The organism is Xylophilus sp. GOD-11R (assembly GCF_033546935.1).
Lineage (GTDB): Bacteria > Pseudomonadota > Gammaproteobacteria > Burkholderiales > Burkholderiaceae_C > Xylophilus.
Window position 1 is genome coordinate 5,013,695 of sequence record NZ_CP137854.1, and the last position, 16,132, is coordinate 5,029,826.

Below are 16,132 nucleotides of genomic sequence, written 5' to 3' on the forward strand. Positions count from 1 at the left end.
CAGCGGGCGTGGGAGCGGGTTAAGAGCGTTCTAAGAACGGGATGGGACCATACGGCCGCCGCACGTCTGCGCACAAGCGCCGGGCGTCGGAAGTGGCAGGATGCCCGCGACCGTGGCACGGACTGTGCGCGGTTGTTTCATTTCCCAGGATTCCAAGGACCCGCGCCCCATGACCGCTCCGAACGAAGCGCCCACCGGCCATGCCCCGATCCCGTCCACCCCGCTGCCCGCCGACCCGCGCGGGCGGCTGCGCCTGAGAGACAGCTGGGCGCTGCTCAAGCCCTACTGGGTCTCCGAAGACCGCAAGGCCGCGCTTGGGCTGCTAGCCGTGGTGGTGGGCCTGAACCTCGCGGTGGTGGCGGTGAACGTGTGGCTCAACAACTGGAACCGCATCTTCTACAACACGCTGGAGTCGCGCGACTTCCCCGGCTTCAAGACCGCGCTGGCGCAGTTCTGCGCGATCGCCGGTGTGTTCATCGTGGTGGCGGTGCTCAAGCAGTTCGCCACGATGCGGCTGGAGATGCGCTGGCGCACCTGGATGACCAACCGTTTCCTCGAGCGCTGGATGGCGCACCAGGCCTACTACCGCATCGAGCAGGGCGGCCGCGCCGACAACCCCGACCAGCGGATCTCCGAAGACATCCGCAGCCTCACCAGCGACAGCCTGACGCTGTCGCTAGGCCTGTTGAATTCGGTGGTCACGCTGGTGTCCTTCGTGGCCATTCTCTGGACGCTTTCGGGTCCGCTGTCGTTCTCGCTGGCCGGCCACGCGGTGACGATCCCCGGCTACATGGTGTGGACCGCGCTGGTCTACGCCGTGCTGGGTTCGTGGATCACCCACAAGGTCGGCAAGCCGCTGATCGGCCTGTACTTCCGCCAGGAGCAGACCGAAGCCGGCTTTCGCTACGGGCTGGTGCGACTGCGTGAGAACGCCGAGGGCGTGGCGCTCTACCACGGCGAGTCGTCGGAAAAATCACAGCTGCGTGCGCGCTTCGAGCTGATCCGCGACAACTGGCAAGGGCTCATCCGATACATGCGCCGCCTGGTGTTCGTGAACTCCGGCTACAGCCAGGTCGCCATCGTGTTCCCGCTGATCGTGGCTGCGCCGCGCTACTTCTCGGGCCAGCTCACGCTGGGCGGGCTGATGCAGATCAACTCGGCCTTCGGACAGGTGCAAGGTGCGCTGTCGTGGTTCGTCGACAGCTACGCCAGCCTGGTCAACTGGCAGGCCTCGGCGAACCGGCTGCTCGACCTGGAACAGGCCATCGTCGGCGCCGAACGCGACGAGGCGCAGCGCGACGGCAGCCGGGGCATCGCGGTGGACGCGTCGGCAGATGGCGCGGTGCATGCCCACGGCCTGGTGCTGAATGTTCCTGGCCGCGACGCGGATGCGCCGCTGACCGCGCCGGTGGAACTGGCCGTGCGCCCAGGTGAACGCTGGCTGGTGTCGGGGCCGTCGGGCTCGGGCAAGAGCGTGCTGTTCCGGGCGCTGGCCGGCATCTGGCCTTATGGCGGCGGGCGCATCGCGCATCCGGCGGGCAAGAGCCTGCTGTTCCTGCCGCAGAAGAGTTATGTGCCGACTGGCTCGCTGGCCGATGCGCTGTGCTATCCGCAAACGGCTTCCGAATACGATGCCGCCACACTGCGTGCCTTGCTGCACGACTGCCGGCTCGACGGGCTGGTCGAGCGGCTCGACGACGTGGACAACTGGTCGATGCGCCTGTCGCCAGGCGAACAGCAGCGGCTGGCCTTTGGAAGGGCGGTGCTGCAGCGGCCCGACTACCTGTTCCTTGACGAGGCGACCTCCGCGCTGGACGAGGAGTCCGAGGCCGCCATGTACGCGCTGGTGCAGGAGCGCCTGCCCGGCACGGCCGTGGTGAGCATCGCGCACCGCAGCACCGTGGCGCGCTGGCACGAGCGGCAGGTGCGCTATCTGCCGCAGGACGGGGGTAGGGGGCCGTTCGCACCGGCCGAGGTGCCGCTGCCGGCGGCCTGAGCCGTCGCCGCCCGGCGGCTGCGCATCACTGTTGTTGCTGTTGTTGCTGCTGCTGTTGCTCCATCTCAAGCGCCGCCTTGACTGCCGGCCGGGCCGCGGTCCGGCTGTAGTGGCCGTGCAGGCGCTGCAGGCCGCCGATGTCCACGTTCATCTTCTGCGCCCAGCCGGTCACGACGAAGAGGTAGGCGTCGGCCACGCTGAAGTTGTCGCCGCCGAGATAGTCACGGCCTTCGAGCTGCGCGTCGAGCCAGGTGTAGCGCGATTTCAGCTTCAGCTTGACGGCCTGCTTCATCTCGTCCGACGTGCTCGGGTTGAACAGCGGGCTGGTGCCCTTGTGCAGCTCGGTCGCGATGAAGTTGAGCCACTCCAGCATGCGGTAGCGGGCCATGGTGCCGTGTGCCGGGATCAGGTTCTTCATCGGCGCCAGATCGGCCACGTATTGCACGATGACCGCCGCCTCGCGCAGCCGGGTGCCGTCGTCGAGCTCGAGCAGCGGCACGTAGCCCAGTGGGTTGATGCTGTAGTAGTCGGTACCGTCGGGCAGCTTGTGGGTCTTGGTCGGCGCGGGAATCGCCTCATGCGCGATGCCGGCCTCGTGCAGCACGATATGCGGTGACAAGGAGCAGGCGCCGGGGCTGAAATAAAGCTTCATGAAAAGTGCTTCCTGGGCAGGTCGAGTTGGATGGTTTTCGGCGCGTCGCGGGACCGGGCGGGCGGTGCGACGCCGCGTCCGCATGCTATCCGCAGGAAACGCCACCGCGCTCGGACGGGCGTTTTCACTTGGTTTCGTCCTACAGGCCCAGGCGCAGCGCCCCGACTCGTGCAACACGCCGGGCTGCCTAGAGTCCGTTCCATCGCCGGAACCGCCGCTCAACCGCAGCGCACTGGTCCGGATTCTGGAGAACACCATGCTCAAGTACGCGATCATCTTCGCCATCATTTCGCTGATTGCCGGCGCGCTCGGCTTTACCGGCGTTGCTGCCGGCTCGGCCGGTATCGCCAAGATTCTGTTCGGCCTGTTCCTGCTCGTGGCCATCGTCTTCGTGGTGCTCGCCGCCCTGGGCGTGGGCGCGGTCCGAAAGGCGATCGACTGACGATGCCGGCGAACATGAACCTGACTTCCGCCCATTCCTTTGCGCTGCAGCTCCACGGCCCTTTCGAGCGCCAGGAGCGGATCGTCGCCCCATCGGCGCCCATGTACACACCGCTCTGGTATGCAAGCAAGGTGATGGCGACGACGGCGAACAGCTGGTGGGAGGGTGGCGTGCCACCCGCAAGCCGACGCGGCCAGCGTGCCAAGGATGCCGTGGCGCATGCAGCGGCAGGCGTGGCGCGCCGACTTCACGTGGGACGCGGCACCCACGCCTGAGCCGGCTCGGCGGCGTTGCCGAATTCGCTCCCAGGCCGCGCATGTCGCGGCTTTTTTTGGTTTCCGATTCCCCCATTTTTGCGAGCAAGGTTGTCCATCGTGACGAACATCACCAGCCTCCGCTGCGATCTCGAATACGCGATCCACGCGGACACCCATTTCTGTTTCAACATCCAGGCCTCGCGTCGTGGCGACCAGCGCATCCTCGACGAGTCGCTGACCATTACCCCCGGCATCCAGGTGCGGCAGTTCGAAGACCCCAACAACGGCAACCGCTTTTTCCGTTGTGACGGCATTCCCGGCAAGCTGGTCGTGCGTTACGACGCACGCATCGAGAACACGCGCCAGAAGCCGGACCATTCGCTGGTCGAATGCAGCATCACCGACATGCCCAACGAGGTGCTGCACTACCTGCTGCCCAGCCGCTTCTGCCAGTCCGATGTGATGAGCCGGGCTGCCCAGCATCTGTTCGGCCGGGTTCCGCAGGGCTACCAGCGGGTGAGCCACATCTGCGACTGGATCCGTGAAAACATCGCCTACCAACTGGGCACCAGCAATGCCACCACCAGCGCCCAGGACGTCTACCTGCAGCGCGCCGGTGTCTGCCGCGACTACGCCCACCTGGCCATCACCTTCTGCCGGGCGCTCAACATTCCGGCCCGTCTGGTGGTCGGTTATGTGCATTTCGACGAGCCGCCACAGGACTTTCACGCCACCTTCGAAGCGTGGCTGGGTGGCCAGTGGGTGATGTTCGATCCGACCAACCTCGCGCCCGCTGAGGCAGTCGTGCGTGTGGGGACCGGTCGGGACGCCAAAGACACCGCTTTCGCCACCATGTTCGGCGCGGTGACCATGTCGTACATGCATATTCAGGTGAACCACGACGGCCAGCCGCCGCTGGATGATCCGGACCCGCGCGAGGCGACGGTGCAGCGGCTGATAATGGCCTGACCGCTTTACCCGCCAGAACACCCTGGCATCGCTCAAGCCCTGCCCGCGCGGGGCTTTTTCGTTCATGCGGTGCGATAGGGGGCTTGGCCGATAAAATGTACAGATTCCTCCAATCTGTACATCATGCACATCCTCCCTCTGAGTGAGTTCCGTGCGAATGCGTCCGCCATGCTCGACCTGGTCGAACAGGGCCAGACGGTTCGCATCATGCGGCACGGTAAGCCGGTGGCCGACCTGGTGCCTGCAGCCGCCGACGCAGCGCCCACGCGCCTGCCGAGCTGGAAACGCCCCTTCGACCCGGTCGCCCTGCCCGAAGGTCAGTCGCTCGCCGATGCGGTGCGCGCAGAGCGCGAGAACGCGCCGTGGTGATGCCGTTCCCGCCCCGCGAAGGCGGCATGCGGGTGCTCTTCGACACCTCCGCCCTCACCAAGCGCTATGCCGTGGAAGAGGGCCGCGATCGCATCCTCGACCTCTTCGCCGCGACCGATTCGGTGGTGATCGCCGCGCACGGCCAGGCCGAGGTGGCGTCGGCCCTGATGCGTCGACGGCAGGAGGGCAGTCTGTCGTCGCACGATTTCGATCGCGCCTGGGCGATGGCGCAACAGGACGTGGCCGACATGGAACGTGTACCGCTCGACGCGCACGTGGAACGTTTCGCCTTTGCCGCCATGGCCCACGCCCCGCTGTGTGCGACCGACGCACTGCATATCGGCAGCGCCATGTCTGCCCGCGTCGACCTCTTCGTGACCTGCGATCGTCGACAGGCCGAAGCCGCCCGTCAATTGGGTCTGCAAACCGAATACGTGCCTTGCGCACGGAAGGAAGCATCGTGATCTACCCCCAGGAATTCGACGTCATCGTCGTCGGTGGCGGCCACGCCGGCACTGAAGCGGCACTGGCTGCCGCGCGCATGGGCAGCAAGACCCTGCTGCTCACCCACAACATCGAGACGCTGGGCCAGATGAGCTGCAATCCGTCGATCGGCGGCATCGGCAAGGGTCACCTTGTGAAGGAAGTCGACGCGCTGGGCGGCGCCATGGCCATCGCCACGGACGAGTCGGGCATTCAGTTCCGCATTCTCAACAGCTCCAAAGGCCCGGCCGTGCGTGCAACGCGCGCACAGGCGGACCGCATTCTCTACAAGGCTGCCATTCGCTCGCGTCTGGAAAACCAATCGAATCTCTGGCTGTTCCAGCAGGCGGTGGACGACTTGGTGGTGGAGGGCGATCGTGTCGTGGGAGCCGTCACGCAGGTCGGCATTACCTTCCGCGCACGGGCCGTGGTGCTGACGGCCGGTACCTTCCTCGACGGCAAGATCCACGTGGGACTGAATAACTTCGCGGCAGGCAGGGCAGGGGACCCGCCAGCCACTTCGCTGTCGGCACGACTCAAGGAATTGCAACTGCCGCAGGGCCGGCTCAAGACCGGCACGCCGCCGCGGATCGACGGCCGGAGCATCGACTTCAGCCAATGTGTGGAGCAACCCGGCGACGGCATGCCTGGCGGCACCAACGAGGGCGTGGTGCCGGCTTTCAGTTTCATGGGCTCGGCTACGATGCACCCCGAGCAGCGGCCATGCTGGGTAACGAACACCAACGAGCGCACGCACGACATCATCCGCAGCGGCTTCGATCGCAGCCCCATGTTCACCGGCAAGATCGAAGGGGTCGGCCCGCGTTATTGCCCGAGCGTGGAAGACAAGATCAACCGCTTCGCCGACAAGGAAAGTCACCAAATCTTCCTGGAGCCAGAGGGGCTGACCACGCACGAGTTCTATCCCAACGGCATTTCGACGAGCTTGCCGTTCGACATTCAATACGCCTTGGTGCGATCGATGAAGGGCCTGGAGAACGCGCACATCCTGCGCCCCGGCTACGCCATCGAGTACGACTACTTCGACCCGCGGTCGCTGACATCAGCCTTCGAGACTCGGCAGATCACGGGGCTGTTCTTCGCAGGACAGATCAACGGAACGACCGGCTACGAAGAAGCAGCTGCTCAAGGCCTTTTTGCCGGCACCAACGCCGCCTTGCAGGCGCGCGGCGATGGCCCCTGGCTGCCGCGCCGGGACGAGGCCTATCTTGGCGTGCTGGTCGACGACCTCATTACCAAGGGCGTCACCGAGCCTTACCGTATGTTCACCAGCCGCGCCGAGTTTCGACTGCAGCTGCGTGAAGACAACGCCGATGCACGTTTGACCGAGGCAGGTCGGCAGCTGGGTCTGGTTGGTAACGCCCAGTGGGACGCTTTCTGCCGCAAACGAGACGCTGTTTCACGTGAAACAGAACGGCTGCGCTCAATCTGGATCAACCCGCGCAACCTGGCGGCGAGCGAAACCGAGCGGGTACTGGGCAAGGCGATCGAACACGAATACAACCTTGGCGATCTCTTGCGTAGACCCAATGTCACGTACACCGCGTTGATGTCGCTCGACGGCGGGCGCTTCGTCAGTCACGATGTTTCACGTGAAACCTTGGGCGATTCGGTCGATGCGGTCATCGAGCAGATCGAGATTTCGGCCAAGTATTCTGGCTACATCGAGCGCCAGAAGGATGAAGTCGAACGCTCTGCACATCACGAACGGATGAAGCTTCCGGCCGACCTGGACTACATGCAGGTCGCGGCCTTGAGCATCGAGGTTCGGCAAAAGTTGAACCGCCATCGCCCAGAAACGCTGGGTCAAGCCTCCCGCATTTCCGGCGTGACGCCTGCCGCAATATCGCTCCTGCTGATCCACCTGAAGAAGCGTGGTTTCAAGGGGTTTGGCGAGTCGACAACGAACGAGATGGTACCGGCTTGATGACAATTACCTTGGAGGAGGGCGTCGAACAAATCGGTTTGCGCCTTTCAAGCACCCAATTGAGCCAACTGCATGCCTACCTCGCGATGCTGCAGAAATGGAACCGGGTCTACAACCTCACCGCCGTACGCAATCCGATCGAGATGGTTACCCACCATCTGCTCGATAGTCTCTCGGTGATTCCAAGCCTGTTGCGAGAGCGGGAAGGGGGCAAGCCGTTCACGCTGCTTGATGTGGGTTCCGGCGGAGGTTTGCCCGGCGCCGTCATTGCTATTTGCTGCCCACAGGCACAGGTGAGTTGTGTGGACACGGTGGCAAAGAAGGCCGCTTTCCAGCAGCAGATCGGGCTGGAGTTGAAACTGCCCAACCTGCGCGGCCTTCACGCACGCGTAGAAAATCTCCGCGAGCCTAATGACGTGGTTTGTTCTCGCGCCTTTGCATCACTGGCGGATTTCACCCAATGGTCCGCCGGGTCGCTGGCGCCCAACGGCGTCTGGATGGCATTGAAAGGCAAACACCCGGTCGACGAAATCGCATTACTGCCCTCGACCGTTGAAGTGTTTCACGTGGAACAGCTTGTAGTTCCCGGCTTGGAGGCCGATCGCTGCATCGTGTGGATGCGTTCCACCACGTAAACTCTCGCGCTGCCGTTCATCGGTCGTCACTCTTTCGGCCAACCAACTTCGCTCCCTCATCATCTATGGCTCGAATCTTCTGTGTCGCCAACCAAAAAGGCGGCGTTGGCAAGACCACTACGTCGGTCAACCTGGCGGCCGGCTTAGCCAAGATCGGCCAGCGTGTGCTGCTGGTTGACCTGGACCCACAGGGCAACGCCACCATGGGCTCCGGGGTCGACAAGCGCGCGCTGGCGGCCTCACTTTATGAGGTGCTGGTAGACGGGACATCAATCGCGACTGCCAGGGTGCGCGCAGACCGCCTGGAAGCCAGCGGCTGTGCGTACGACGTCTTGGGCGCCAACCGCGAGCTGGCCGGCGCCGAACTGGAAATGGTTGAGATGGAAGGGCGCGAACGCCTGCTGAAAACTGCTTTGGCCGCTGTCGATGCCGACTACGACTTCGTGCTGATCGACTGCCCTCCGTCGCTCTCCTTGCTGACCCTCAACGGGCTGTGCAGCGCCCATGGCGTCGTGGTGCCGATGCAATGTGAATACTTTGCCTTGGAAGGTCTGACCGACCTGGTCAACACCATCAAGCAGGTCCACGCCAATCTCAACAAGGAATTGAAGATCATCGGCCTGCTGCGCGTGATGTTCGACCCGCGCATCACGCTGCAACAGCAGGTCAGCGAACAGCTCAAGGACCACTTCGGCGACAAGGTCTTCGACACGGTGATTCCACGCAATGTGCGCCTGGCCGAAGCACCGAGTTACGGCTTGCCCGGTGTGGTGTTCGACCCGGCGTCAAAGGGTGCGCAAGCCTTTGTTTCTTTTGCCACAGAAATGGTGCGGCGCGCGCAAACGCCCGAAGCCGCCGTCACGACATGACGGTCGCACGCGTCCTTACCGTACCGGGTTGGCACGGCAGCGGCGCCGAGCATTGGCAGAGCCGATGGGAAACGCTTTACGGCTATCGACGGGTGGAACAGCACGATTGGGCCCACCCCCTGCGCGGCGACTGGAACGCACGCCTGGAGGACGAGATCCTGGCAGGGCAGGGCGCCCCGGTCGTGCTGGTGGCGCACAGCCTTGGCTGCGCCCTGGTCGCCGCCTGGGCCGCCCATTCGCGAAACACCCGCATCGTGCGCGCCGCGTTGCTGGTGGCTCCGCCCGATGTGGAAAGCGACAGCCTGCGCGCCCGGCTGCACGGCTGGGCCCCGATGAGCGACCAGCGTCTGCCATTCATCTCGACCGTCATCGCCAGCAACGACGACCCTTATTGCCGCCTCGACCGCGCGCGCCATTTCGCCTCGCGATGGGCCAGCGCGTTCGTCGATGCCGGCCCCGCAGGCCACCTCAACGCCGAGTCCGGCCTGGGCGACTGGCCACTCGGCCATGCCTACCTGCGCGAAGCGGCGGGCACCGCCGCCGTCACCCTGGCGCCGACCCCGGCGCCCACCTGAACGAACACCCAAGACCATGGTCACCAAAAAATCAAAAGGCCTCGGCCGCGGCCTCGAAATGCTGCTCGGCCCCAAGGCCCTCGACACCCCCGAAAACGGCGCCACGGCCGATCCAGGCCTTCCGACCGTGCTCGCGCTGGACACCATGGTCGCGGGCGTCTACCAGCCCCGCACCCGCATGGACGAAGGCGCCCTGTACGAGCTCGCCGAGAGCATCAAGGCCCAGGGCATCATGCAGCCGATCCTGGTACGGCGCCTCAACGGTGGGCCCCATGCCGGCCGCTACGAAATCATCGCCGGCGAGCGGCGTTTCCGGGCCGCGCGGCTGGCAGGGCTGGAGTCGGTGCCGGTACTGGTGCGTGACGTGCCGGACGAGGCAGCGGCCGCCATGGCGCTCATCGAGAACATCCAGCGCGAAGATCTCAACCCGCTGGAAGAAGCGCAAGGCCTGCAGCGCCTGGTCAGGGAATTCGGCCTGACGCACGAGCAGGCCGCCCAGTCGGTCGGCCGTTCGCGCAGCGCGGCGAGCAACCTGCTGCGCCTGCTGGCACTGGCCGACCCGGTGCAGACCATGCTCATGGCAGGCGACCTCGACATGGGTCACGCCCGCGCGCTGCTGCCACTGGACAAGGCTGCGCAGATCACCGCCGCCCACCAGATCGCCGCGCGCAAGCTGTCGGTGCGGGAAGCCGAGTCGCTGGCGCGCAAGATCGGCGCCGAATTCAACCTGTCCGCCCAGAAGACGCCGGCACCGCAGCCGGCGAAGTCGCGCGACCTGGAACGGGTCGAGGAAGAACTGTCGGACCTCTTCACCGCCCAGGTCGAGGTGCGCATCAAGAAGCGCAGCAAGCGTGGCGGCAGCGTTCAGGAGAGCGGTGAACTGGCAATCCAGTTCAGCTCGCTCGACGAGCTCAACGGGCTGATCGAGCGCCTGCGCGCACCGACCGCCTGAGAACAGGCTTCCAGCCCGCGCCGCAAGGGCTCAAAGCACCTTGAAGACCGACTCGTAGGGCTTGCTGACCTGCAGGTCGCTTCCCGGGCAGCGCATGCGCACACGAAGCTTGCCGGCCTCGTCGCGCCAGATGCGCTGGGTCATGCGCAGGTTGAGCAGGGTTCCGCGGTGAATACGCCGAAAGTAGCGGGGGTCGAGCCGCCGTTCGAACTCGGCGATGCTGGTGCGCACCAGCCCCTCCTGCATCGCTGAAACCACCCGGGTGTACTTGTGATCCGACTGCAGGTAGCAGATGTCGTCGGTCTGTATCACGAGCAGGTCGTTGCCGCGTGCCGCCACCACCGCGGCCAGCGGCGGACCGCGTTCCGACCGGGGAACATGGCCCAGCGCGCGCAGCCGGGCTTCGACGCGGTCGAACGCCTGCTCCATGCGGATCGGCCGCAACGGTTTCATCACATAGTCGGCGGCACACAGATCGAAAGCCTCGGCCGCCAACGACGCGTCGACGGTGGTGAAGACCACCGCCAAACCTGACGGAAGTTGGCGTATCCAGCGCGGATCGCGCTCGTCCATGTGAATGTCGAGGACGAGGATGTCGGGCTGCAGTTCGGCAACCGCCCGGAACACGCCGGCGGTGGTCGCCACTTGGGCGACCTGTGTCCATTCCGGCCTCAGGCGTGCGATCAACCGTGTTACGCGCTCGCGTTGTATCCGGTCGTCCTCAGCCACCACGACATGCATCTACACCCTTGCTCTTTATCAAAACTTACGCATGTTAGGACACACTCTCACCGCGCGGCGGGCTAATCGAAAGCGTAACTAGTAAGCGGACAAGCACTTCGCTATTTCGTCGCGCCATAGGGCGGTTCATCGTGCAAAAACAGGGGTTCGTCGCATTTCGGCTCGGGGGACTTCAACATTTGTGATGCTTCGTTTCAATGCAAACCGGCTTCCATCACATGTCAGCCGGTCGGCAGCAGAAGTAACGGCTGTAGCCGTACATCACTCAACCACCCGGAACCGGCCGATCACCATGACTACGACAGCACTGCCTCCCCGCCGCCGTCCCACCGTCCCGATTCAGGAAACCCCGATGGTGCTTTTCCAGCGAACCTGTCTCGTGATGGGCTCCTATCGCAAAGCCGAACACTGGTTCGAATCGACCCATCCCCTGCTGACCGTTAGCCCCAAGAACGCGCAAGGAAGCCCTGGCAAAGCCCAGCAACTCGGAGCGTTGGTCGAGGCGCTTTCGAAGGGGTGGCCGCTGTGAAACACGCCTTTCGCACCGTGCACCCCACGCAGTCGTGGGAACGCGCCGCGTCCGAACCCGCAATCTACGACGGCCCCTTCCATCGCGCTGGCGAACGGGTGGTCTATGCGTGGAGCGAGAGCGAACTCGCCGCCTTGTCGGCCGCCTTCATGTGCGCCGGCATCAACCCCGACGAAATGCTCTGGGAAAAACTGATGCTTCCCGCCGAAAGCCGCATCGTCGATCTGTCAGCCAGCGAGAGCGTCTCGCCGGACCTGCTGGCGCAACTACACAAGGGCGATATCCTCGGCGCGTGGGTTCCGACCTCGCTCGCGCCCGAGGGCATGGCCCTGGTGGTGAATCCGGCGCATCCGCGCTTCGGCGAGATCAAGGTGGCGGACAAGCGTTTCATCACGCCGCCCACCCGCCGGAGCGCTTAGTCGCCTCGTCGCCTACCCGCGCCATGCCCCCCATCCATCCGGAAATCCCTGAATCTCCGGTAACCGCCCCGATCAAGCCCACTCCGTCCGATCCCACGACGGTGAGCGACGCCGAGGTGGCCTCCGCCCTGCGCGCGCGGCACCTGTGCCTGCTGTATCAACCCCAATACCAGTTGCTCGGCGGGCGGCTGCGCGGATTCGAAGCGCTGGCGCGCTTGAGCGTCGGCCAAGACCACGACCAGGAATACGGCTGGATCGCACCCGAACACTTCATTCCCGTCGCCTGCGCCGCCGGGCTGATGGGCGCGCTGACGCTGCACCTGATCGAAGAGGCCTGCCGGGCGCTTCGAGCCTGGCGTGGCCGCAATCCGCATGCCGTCTTCATCGCGGTCAACATCGAGTCGGAGGACCTCGCCGACATCCTTTTCGCGCCCCGCGTCAGCCGCCTGCTGGCGCAATACCGGATCCGTCCCGGCGAGCTGGAGCTCGAGCTGGTGGAGCGCCGCTCGATCCAGCTCAGCGATACCTGTCGCGCCAACATCCGGCAATTGCGCGGGCAGGGCATCCGCTTTGCCCTCGACGATTTCGGCACCGGATATTCCGCGCTCTCGCTGCTCGCGGAACTGCCGTTCGACGTGGTGAAGATCGACAAGGCGTTCCTGGCGCGCGTGCCGCGCGATCCCGAGGCCTGCACCCTCATGACCGGAGTCGTGCAGCTGTGCATCGCCTTGCACAAGGAGGTCGTCGTCGAGGGCGTGGAATCGCATGCGCAACTCAGCTGGCTCGAAAGCCTGCCGCCGCACCGGGTACGCGTGCAGGGCAACGCCCTGTCGTTCCCGCTCCACGAGCCGCAGGCTCGGGCGCACCTGCCGCTGACGGGCGTGCCGTCGTCGCCGATGTCCATGGTGACGAACGCTTCGCCGACGTCGGTGCTCGACGACGCGGGTCTCGACCCTGCTGCGGTATAACGCCCGAGACCGGCCGCGCCATCCACCGCATCGCCACCCGCGCCCCACACGACGCAGGCGAACCCTCCACTACCCCTCGCGCGCCTACATGACCCCCCTTTCCGACAGCCACGCCATCGGCCTGCGCTGTGCCATGGCACTCGCCGTCGCGCCCGAAACGCAGGTCCGCCACGGGGTGAACACCCATGCGGTGATGAACCTGCTCAACCGCTGCAACGGCACCGAGGACGCACCCACGCGCGAGGAACTCATTGCCCGCCTCGCCGACTACCTGGCGGCAATTCACCGGGTCGGCGGCGGTCCTCTGGTCGCGCTGTCGAGCCTGGGCCAGCTGGTGCGCAGCTATGCGGCCATGCGCTACTTCATGGCCGATGCGATCGAACCACGCATCGACTGCGCCGAGGAGCGGTTCCGCCTGCGCACCGAGCAGGCCGCCGCCATGGCCGCGTTCCTGCAGCACTCGATCGACTCGCTCATCTCCGGCTTCGTGCCCCGCATCCACTTCTCCGTGCACACACGTGCGTGGTGGCGCGTGGAATTGAGCCTGACCATCAGCCACCTGCCCGATCGTGAATGCATCCCGCCATCGGGTTGGAGCCGCCTGTCCGACGGCAGTGGCTTCCGGCGCTCGGCACTGTTCTCTGCCCGCACCGTGTCCCTGACCCCGCAGTGAGTCTTCATCCGCCCGCGCTCCCTGACCCCGGCGAGGCGATGACCCCGATGCCCCGAATTTGCCAATGACTTCCTCTCCATTCCCGAAAACCGATGAAGGCGGATTCGACCAGCGGTGGCGCGCCGAGGCGATCAACGACCTGCGCATCTCGCAATCGGTCGCGCTGGTCCGGCACCTGCCGACCGTCCTGGTCGGTAACGGCCTGGGCATGCTGTTCGCCGTCTTCCTGCTGCGCCGGCACTATCCCGCCCGCGAACTCGTGCCCTTGATGCTCGCGATGGCCTACCTGCTGGCACCGATCGCCCTGACCTGGTGGAAGCTGCGGCACCGGCCGCGCCCGATCTCCGTATCGGTCAACCACCTGCGGCGCCAAGTGGGCTATTCGGCCGTCCTCGGCTGCTTCTGGGCCGCCTGCATGGCGCAGTACGCACCGGCGCACGACTTCACCGCCACCAGCCTGCTGGCGCTCGGCCTGGCCTTCCTGGCGCTGGGCTCCGCCGCCACCTTCTACGTGCTGCCCATGGCCGCGCTCTCGTATGCGGTGCCCATCCTCTGCGCCGCGCTCTACGTCGGCTGGCAGGCCCGGTCCGACATGGCGCTGCTGCTCATCGCCATGCTCGGGCTGATGGCGGTGGCCACCCTGGGCATCGTCTGGGGCAACTGGACCAACTTCCGCGAAGTGCTGCGACTCATCCAGGAAAAATCGCAGCTGCTGCACGAGGCCGAAGTCGTGCGGCGCGCCGAGGAGGAGTTCGTCGAGAACCTCAACCACGAGATCCGCAACGCCCTGACCTCGGTCATCGGCTACTTCGACGTCGCAGCCAACCCCGACCTGTCGCCGCAGGAGCACCTCGACATGATCGAGCACGCCCGCGAGACCGGCGGGCTGCTGCAGGTGCTGCTGAGCGACCTGCTCGACGTCGGGCGGCTCAACGCCGGGCGCACCCGCCTGGCGCTCGCCCCGCTGTCGTTTCGCCAGCTCGTGCGCACCACCGTCATCTCGGCGTCGGCCGCCATCAACGGGCGCGACCTCAGCGTGCGCACCAACATCGACGCGTCGGTGCCCGAGGTCCTCATCGGCGACGCGGCCCGGCTGCAGCAGATCCTGCTCAACCTGGTCGGCAACGCGCTCAAGGTGATGGAAACCGGCACGGTGATCATCCAGGCGCGCTATCGCGGCAACTTCAATCCGCTGCTCGAGATCGTCATCAGCGACGACGGCCCGGGCATCCCCGTTGAACGCCAGCGTTCGCTGTTCCACCGCTTCTCGCGCCTGTCCGAGGTACCGGGCAACACCGGTCCCACCGTCGGCGGCTGGGGCCTGGGCTTGAGCATCTGCGCCGCGCTGGTCGAACTGATGCACGGCGACATCCGTGTCAGCAGCGAGATCGGACGCGGTGCGGCCTTCACCATCCGCCTGCCGCTGCTCGAGGAGCGGCGCAAGCTGCCGCGCGAAGAGGCCGCCCCGCAGGTCACCGTGTCGCGCGAAGCGGTCGCCTACAGCGCGCTCGAAGCGCTGGTCGTCGACGACACCGCGGCCAACCGGCTCATCCTGCGCAAGATGCTGCAGGCCCTCGGCTGCCGGGTGGCGGTCGCCAGCGACGGCGCAGAGGCCGTTCTGGCCTGCACCAACAAGCGCTTCAACCTGGTCTTCATGGACCTCGAACTCGGCGAGATGGACGGCATCACCGCCACCCGCCATATCCGCGCGCTGCCCGGGCCCGAAGGCCGCATGCCGATCGTCGCGATCACCGGCTTCGCGTCGATGGAGCGGGTCGCGGCCATCCAGGAGTCCGGCATGAACGACTACGTGCTCAAGCCGGTGCGCCTGGACACCCTGGCTTCCGTGGTGAAGAAATGGGCGCGATGATCGGCGCATGCCGATCCGACCGCCCGCCACCGTTTCCCTGCTGCGCCTGCCCTGGCCGCTGCCCGCGCTGTTGACCTGGGCCGCCTGCTGGGTCTGCTGGCTCGGCCTGCGGGCCGTGGGCGTGTCACCGCTGATCGCGCTGTTCACCACCACCGCGCTCGGCGTGATCTGCGCCGTGCCGCAGCAAAGGCGCTGGCGCCGGCTGATGGTGGCCGCCGGTTATCCACTGTCCTTCGCCATGCTGGGCGCCGCGCAGATCCCGGCCTGGGCCTGGCTGCTGCCGCTGGCGCTGCTGGCATTGGTCTACCCGATGCGCGCCTGGCACGACGCACCGCTGTTCCCTACGCCGGTCGGTGCGCTGCGCCGCCTGCCCGAGGTCGTGCCGCTGGCAGCCGGCGCGGTGGTACTCGACGCCGGATGCGGCTTGGGCGACGGACTCATCGCGCTGCACGCCGCCTATCCGCAGGCGCGGCTGCGCGGCACCGAATGGAGCTGGCCGCTGCGCCTGGCCTGTGCGTTGCGCTGCCCCTGGGCGCAGGTGCGGCAGGGCGACATCTGGCACGACGACTGGCGCGAGGTCGATCTGATCTACCTGTTCCAGCGGCCGGAGAGCATGAGCCGCGCGGCCAGCAAGGCGGTGGTCGAACTGCGGCCGGGTGCGTGGCTGGTGAGCCTGGAATTTCCGCTGCCCGACGAGCACCCGGACCTGCGTCCGCAGCCCTCTCCATCGTCGTCACCGGGCGGCAAGCCGGTCTGGGTCTACCGGCGCGCCTGAACGCCCCGGC

At 65.9% G+C, this 16,132-nt stretch carries 19 protein-coding genes; 17 read left to right on the forward strand and 2 right to left on the reverse strand.

The genetic code is table 11. The annotated features are described in order from the left end of the window. Positions 1–169 precede the first annotated feature (169 nt). Complete coding sequence (locus R9X41_RS23120) at positions 170–1,996, forward strand: ABC transporter ATP-binding protein/permease (RefSeq protein WP_318632771.1); 1,827 nt, start codon at positions 170–172, stop codon at positions 1,994–1,996. A gap of 25 nt (positions 1,997–2,021) precedes the next feature. Here R9X41_RS23120 and gstA read toward each other — a convergent pair whose 3' ends face one another. Next, positions 2,022–2,648 carry a glutathione transferase GstA gene (gstA, locus tag R9X41_RS23125; protein WP_318632772.1) on the reverse strand — a complete coding sequence of 209 codons (627 nt, stop codon included), beginning with the start codon at positions 2,646–2,648 and terminating at the stop codon, positions 2,022–2,024. Between the two features lie 256 nt (positions 2,649–2,904). Here gstA and R9X41_RS23130 point away from each other — a divergent pair, with 256 nt between their 5' ends. From R9X41_RS23130 to R9X41_RS23175, 10 genes are all read left to right on the forward strand, one after another. Continuing rightward, entirely contained in the window at positions 2,905–3,090 is a 186-nt protein-coding gene (locus tag R9X41_RS23130) for a DUF1328 domain-containing protein (protein ID WP_318635316.1), read from the forward strand. Between the two features lie 14 nt (positions 3,091–3,104). Then, positions 3,105–3,365, forward strand: a complete 261-nt coding sequence (locus R9X41_RS23135; RefSeq protein ID WP_318632773.1) for a hypothetical protein — start codon at positions 3,105–3,107, stop codon at positions 3,363–3,365. 99 nt (positions 3,366–3,464) lie between these two features. Then, positions 3,465–4,316 carry a transglutaminase-like domain-containing protein gene (locus R9X41_RS23140; protein ID WP_318632774.1) on the forward strand — a complete coding sequence of 284 codons (852 nt, stop codon included), beginning with the start codon at positions 3,465–3,467 and terminating at the stop codon, positions 4,314–4,316. A gap of 123 nt (positions 4,317–4,439) precedes the next feature. Continuing rightward, entirely contained in the window at positions 4,440–4,685 is a 246-nt protein-coding gene (locus tag R9X41_RS23145; protein ID WP_318632775.1) for a type II toxin-antitoxin system Phd/YefM family antitoxin, read from the forward strand. Continuing rightward, the gene (locus R9X41_RS23150; protein ID WP_318632776.1) at positions 4,685–5,149 is read left to right on the forward strand and encodes a type II toxin-antitoxin system VapC family toxin; all 465 of its coding nucleotides are present in this window, start codon (positions 4,685–4,687) and stop codon (positions 5,147–5,149) included. Before R9X41_RS23145 ends, R9X41_RS23150 begins: the two co-directional genes overlap by 1 nt. Further along, a complete protein-coding gene (gene mnmG, locus R9X41_RS23155; RefSeq protein ID WP_318632777.1) occupies positions 5,146–7,116 on the forward strand; it encodes a tRNA uridine-5-carboxymethylaminomethyl(34) synthesis enzyme MnmG in 1,971 nt (656 codons plus the stop codon). The genes R9X41_RS23150 and mnmG overlap by 4 nt, the downstream gene beginning before the upstream one ends. Continuing rightward, the gene (gene rsmG, locus R9X41_RS23160; RefSeq protein WP_318635317.1) at positions 7,116–7,751 is read left to right on the forward strand and encodes a 16S rRNA (guanine(527)-N(7))-methyltransferase RsmG; all 636 of its coding nucleotides are present in this window, start codon (positions 7,116–7,118) and stop codon (positions 7,749–7,751) included. The genes mnmG and rsmG overlap by 1 nt, the downstream gene beginning before the upstream one ends. Positions 7,752–7,816: 65 nt before the next feature. Next, positions 7,817–8,620 (forward strand): ParA family protein, encoded by an 804-nt coding sequence (locus tag R9X41_RS23165; RefSeq protein ID WP_318632778.1) that lies wholly within the window; start codon positions 7,817–7,819, stop codon positions 8,618–8,620. Next, a complete protein-coding gene (locus R9X41_RS23170) occupies positions 8,617–9,195 on the forward strand; it encodes an RBBP9/YdeN family alpha/beta hydrolase (protein ID WP_318632779.1) in 579 nt (192 codons plus the stop codon). The genes R9X41_RS23165 and R9X41_RS23170 overlap by 4 nt, the downstream gene beginning before the upstream one ends. 16 nt (positions 9,196–9,211) lie before the next feature. Then, entirely contained in the window at positions 9,212–10,147 is a 936-nt protein-coding gene (locus R9X41_RS23175) for a ParB/RepB/Spo0J family partition protein (protein ID WP_318632780.1), read from the forward strand. Positions 10,148–10,177: 30 nt separating this feature from the next. On the opposite strand, the gene R9X41_RS23180 is transcribed toward R9X41_RS23175, so the two are convergent. After that, on the reverse strand, positions 10,178–10,888 hold the full coding sequence (locus tag R9X41_RS23180; protein WP_318632781.1) for a LytR/AlgR family response regulator transcription factor: 711 nt from the start codon (positions 10,886–10,888) through the stop codon (positions 10,178–10,180). Positions 10,889–11,240: 352 nt separating this feature from the next. Here R9X41_RS23180 and R9X41_RS23185 point away from each other — a divergent pair, with 352 nt between their 5' ends. From R9X41_RS23185 to R9X41_RS23210, 6 genes are all read left to right on the forward strand, one after another. Then, a complete protein-coding gene (locus tag R9X41_RS23185; protein ID WP_318632782.1) occupies positions 11,241–11,417 on the forward strand; it encodes a hypothetical protein in 177 nt (58 codons plus the stop codon). Continuing rightward, complete coding sequence (locus R9X41_RS23190; protein WP_318632783.1) at positions 11,414–11,836, forward strand: hypothetical protein; 423 nt, start codon at positions 11,414–11,416, stop codon at positions 11,834–11,836. The genes R9X41_RS23185 and R9X41_RS23190 overlap by 4 nt, the downstream gene beginning before the upstream one ends. A 101-nt stretch (positions 11,837–11,937) precedes the next feature. Continuing rightward, positions 11,938–12,804 (forward strand): EAL domain-containing protein, encoded by an 867-nt coding sequence (locus R9X41_RS23195; RefSeq protein WP_318632784.1) that lies wholly within the window; start codon positions 11,938–11,940, stop codon positions 12,802–12,804. Positions 12,805–12,892: 88 nt separating this feature from the next. Beyond that, positions 12,893–13,477 carry a hypothetical protein gene (locus R9X41_RS23200; RefSeq protein WP_318632785.1) on the forward strand — a complete coding sequence of 195 codons (585 nt, stop codon included), beginning with the start codon at positions 12,893–12,895 and terminating at the stop codon, positions 13,475–13,477. Positions 13,478–13,541: 64 nt separating this feature from the next. Beyond that, positions 13,542–15,347: a hybrid sensor histidine kinase/response regulator gene (locus R9X41_RS23205; protein WP_318632786.1), complete on the forward strand. Its 1,806-nt coding sequence runs from the start codon at positions 13,542–13,544 to the stop codon at positions 15,345–15,347. 7 nt (positions 15,348–15,354) lie between these two features. Next, entirely contained in the window at positions 15,355–16,122 is a 768-nt protein-coding gene (locus tag R9X41_RS23210) for a class I SAM-dependent methyltransferase (protein ID WP_318632787.1), read from the forward strand. Positions 16,123–16,132 lie beyond the last annotated feature (10 nt).

Bases quoted from the DNA above. Each gene is read 5' to 3' on its own strand.
- R9X41_RS23150 (WP_318632776.1), top strand. From the start codon at position 4,685: ATGCCGTTCCCGCCCCGCGAAGGCGGCATGCGGGTGCTCTTCGACACC.
- R9X41_RS23180 (WP_318632781.1), bottom strand. From the start codon at position 10,888: ATGCATGTCGTGGTGGCTGAGGACGACCGGATACAACGCGAGCGCGTA.
- R9X41_RS23205 (WP_318632786.1), top strand. From the start codon at position 13,542: ATGACTTCCTCTCCATTCCCGAAAACCGATGAAGGCGGATTCGACCAG.
- R9X41_RS23120 (WP_318632771.1), top strand. From the start codon at position 170: ATGACCGCTCCGAACGAAGCGCCCACCGGCCATGCCCCGATCCCGTCC.
- R9X41_RS23175 (WP_318632780.1), top strand. From the start codon at position 9,212: ATGGTCACCAAAAAATCAAAAGGCCTCGGCCGCGGCCTCGAAATGCTG.
- R9X41_RS23165 (WP_318632778.1), top strand. From the start codon at position 7,817: ATGGCTCGAATCTTCTGTGTCGCCAACCAAAAAGGCGGCGTTGGCAAG.
- R9X41_RS23185 (WP_318632782.1), top strand. From the start codon at position 11,241: ATGGTGCTTTTCCAGCGAACCTGTCTCGTGATGGGCTCCTATCGCAAA.
- rsmG (WP_318635317.1), top strand. From the start codon at position 7,116: ATGACAATTACCTTGGAGGAGGGCGTCGAACAAATCGGTTTGCGCCTT.
- R9X41_RS23130 (WP_318635316.1), top strand. From the start codon at position 2,905: ATGCTCAAGTACGCGATCATCTTCGCCATCATTTCGCTGATTGCCGGC.
- R9X41_RS23135 (WP_318632773.1), top strand. From the start codon at position 3,105: ATGAACCTGACTTCCGCCCATTCCTTTGCGCTGCAGCTCCACGGCCCT.
- R9X41_RS23145 (WP_318632775.1), top strand. From the start codon at position 4,440: ATGCACATCCTCCCTCTGAGTGAGTTCCGTGCGAATGCGTCCGCCATG.
- gstA (WP_318632772.1), bottom strand. From the start codon at position 2,648: ATGAAGCTTTATTTCAGCCCCGGCGCCTGCTCCTTGTCACCGCATATC.
- R9X41_RS23200 (WP_318632785.1), top strand. From the start codon at position 12,893: ATGACCCCCCTTTCCGACAGCCACGCCATCGGCCTGCGCTGTGCCATG.
- R9X41_RS23210 (WP_318632787.1), top strand. From the start codon at position 15,355: ATGCCGATCCGACCGCCCGCCACCGTTTCCCTGCTGCGCCTGCCCTGG.
- R9X41_RS23170 (WP_318632779.1), top strand. From the start codon at position 8,617: ATGACGGTCGCACGCGTCCTTACCGTACCGGGTTGGCACGGCAGCGGC.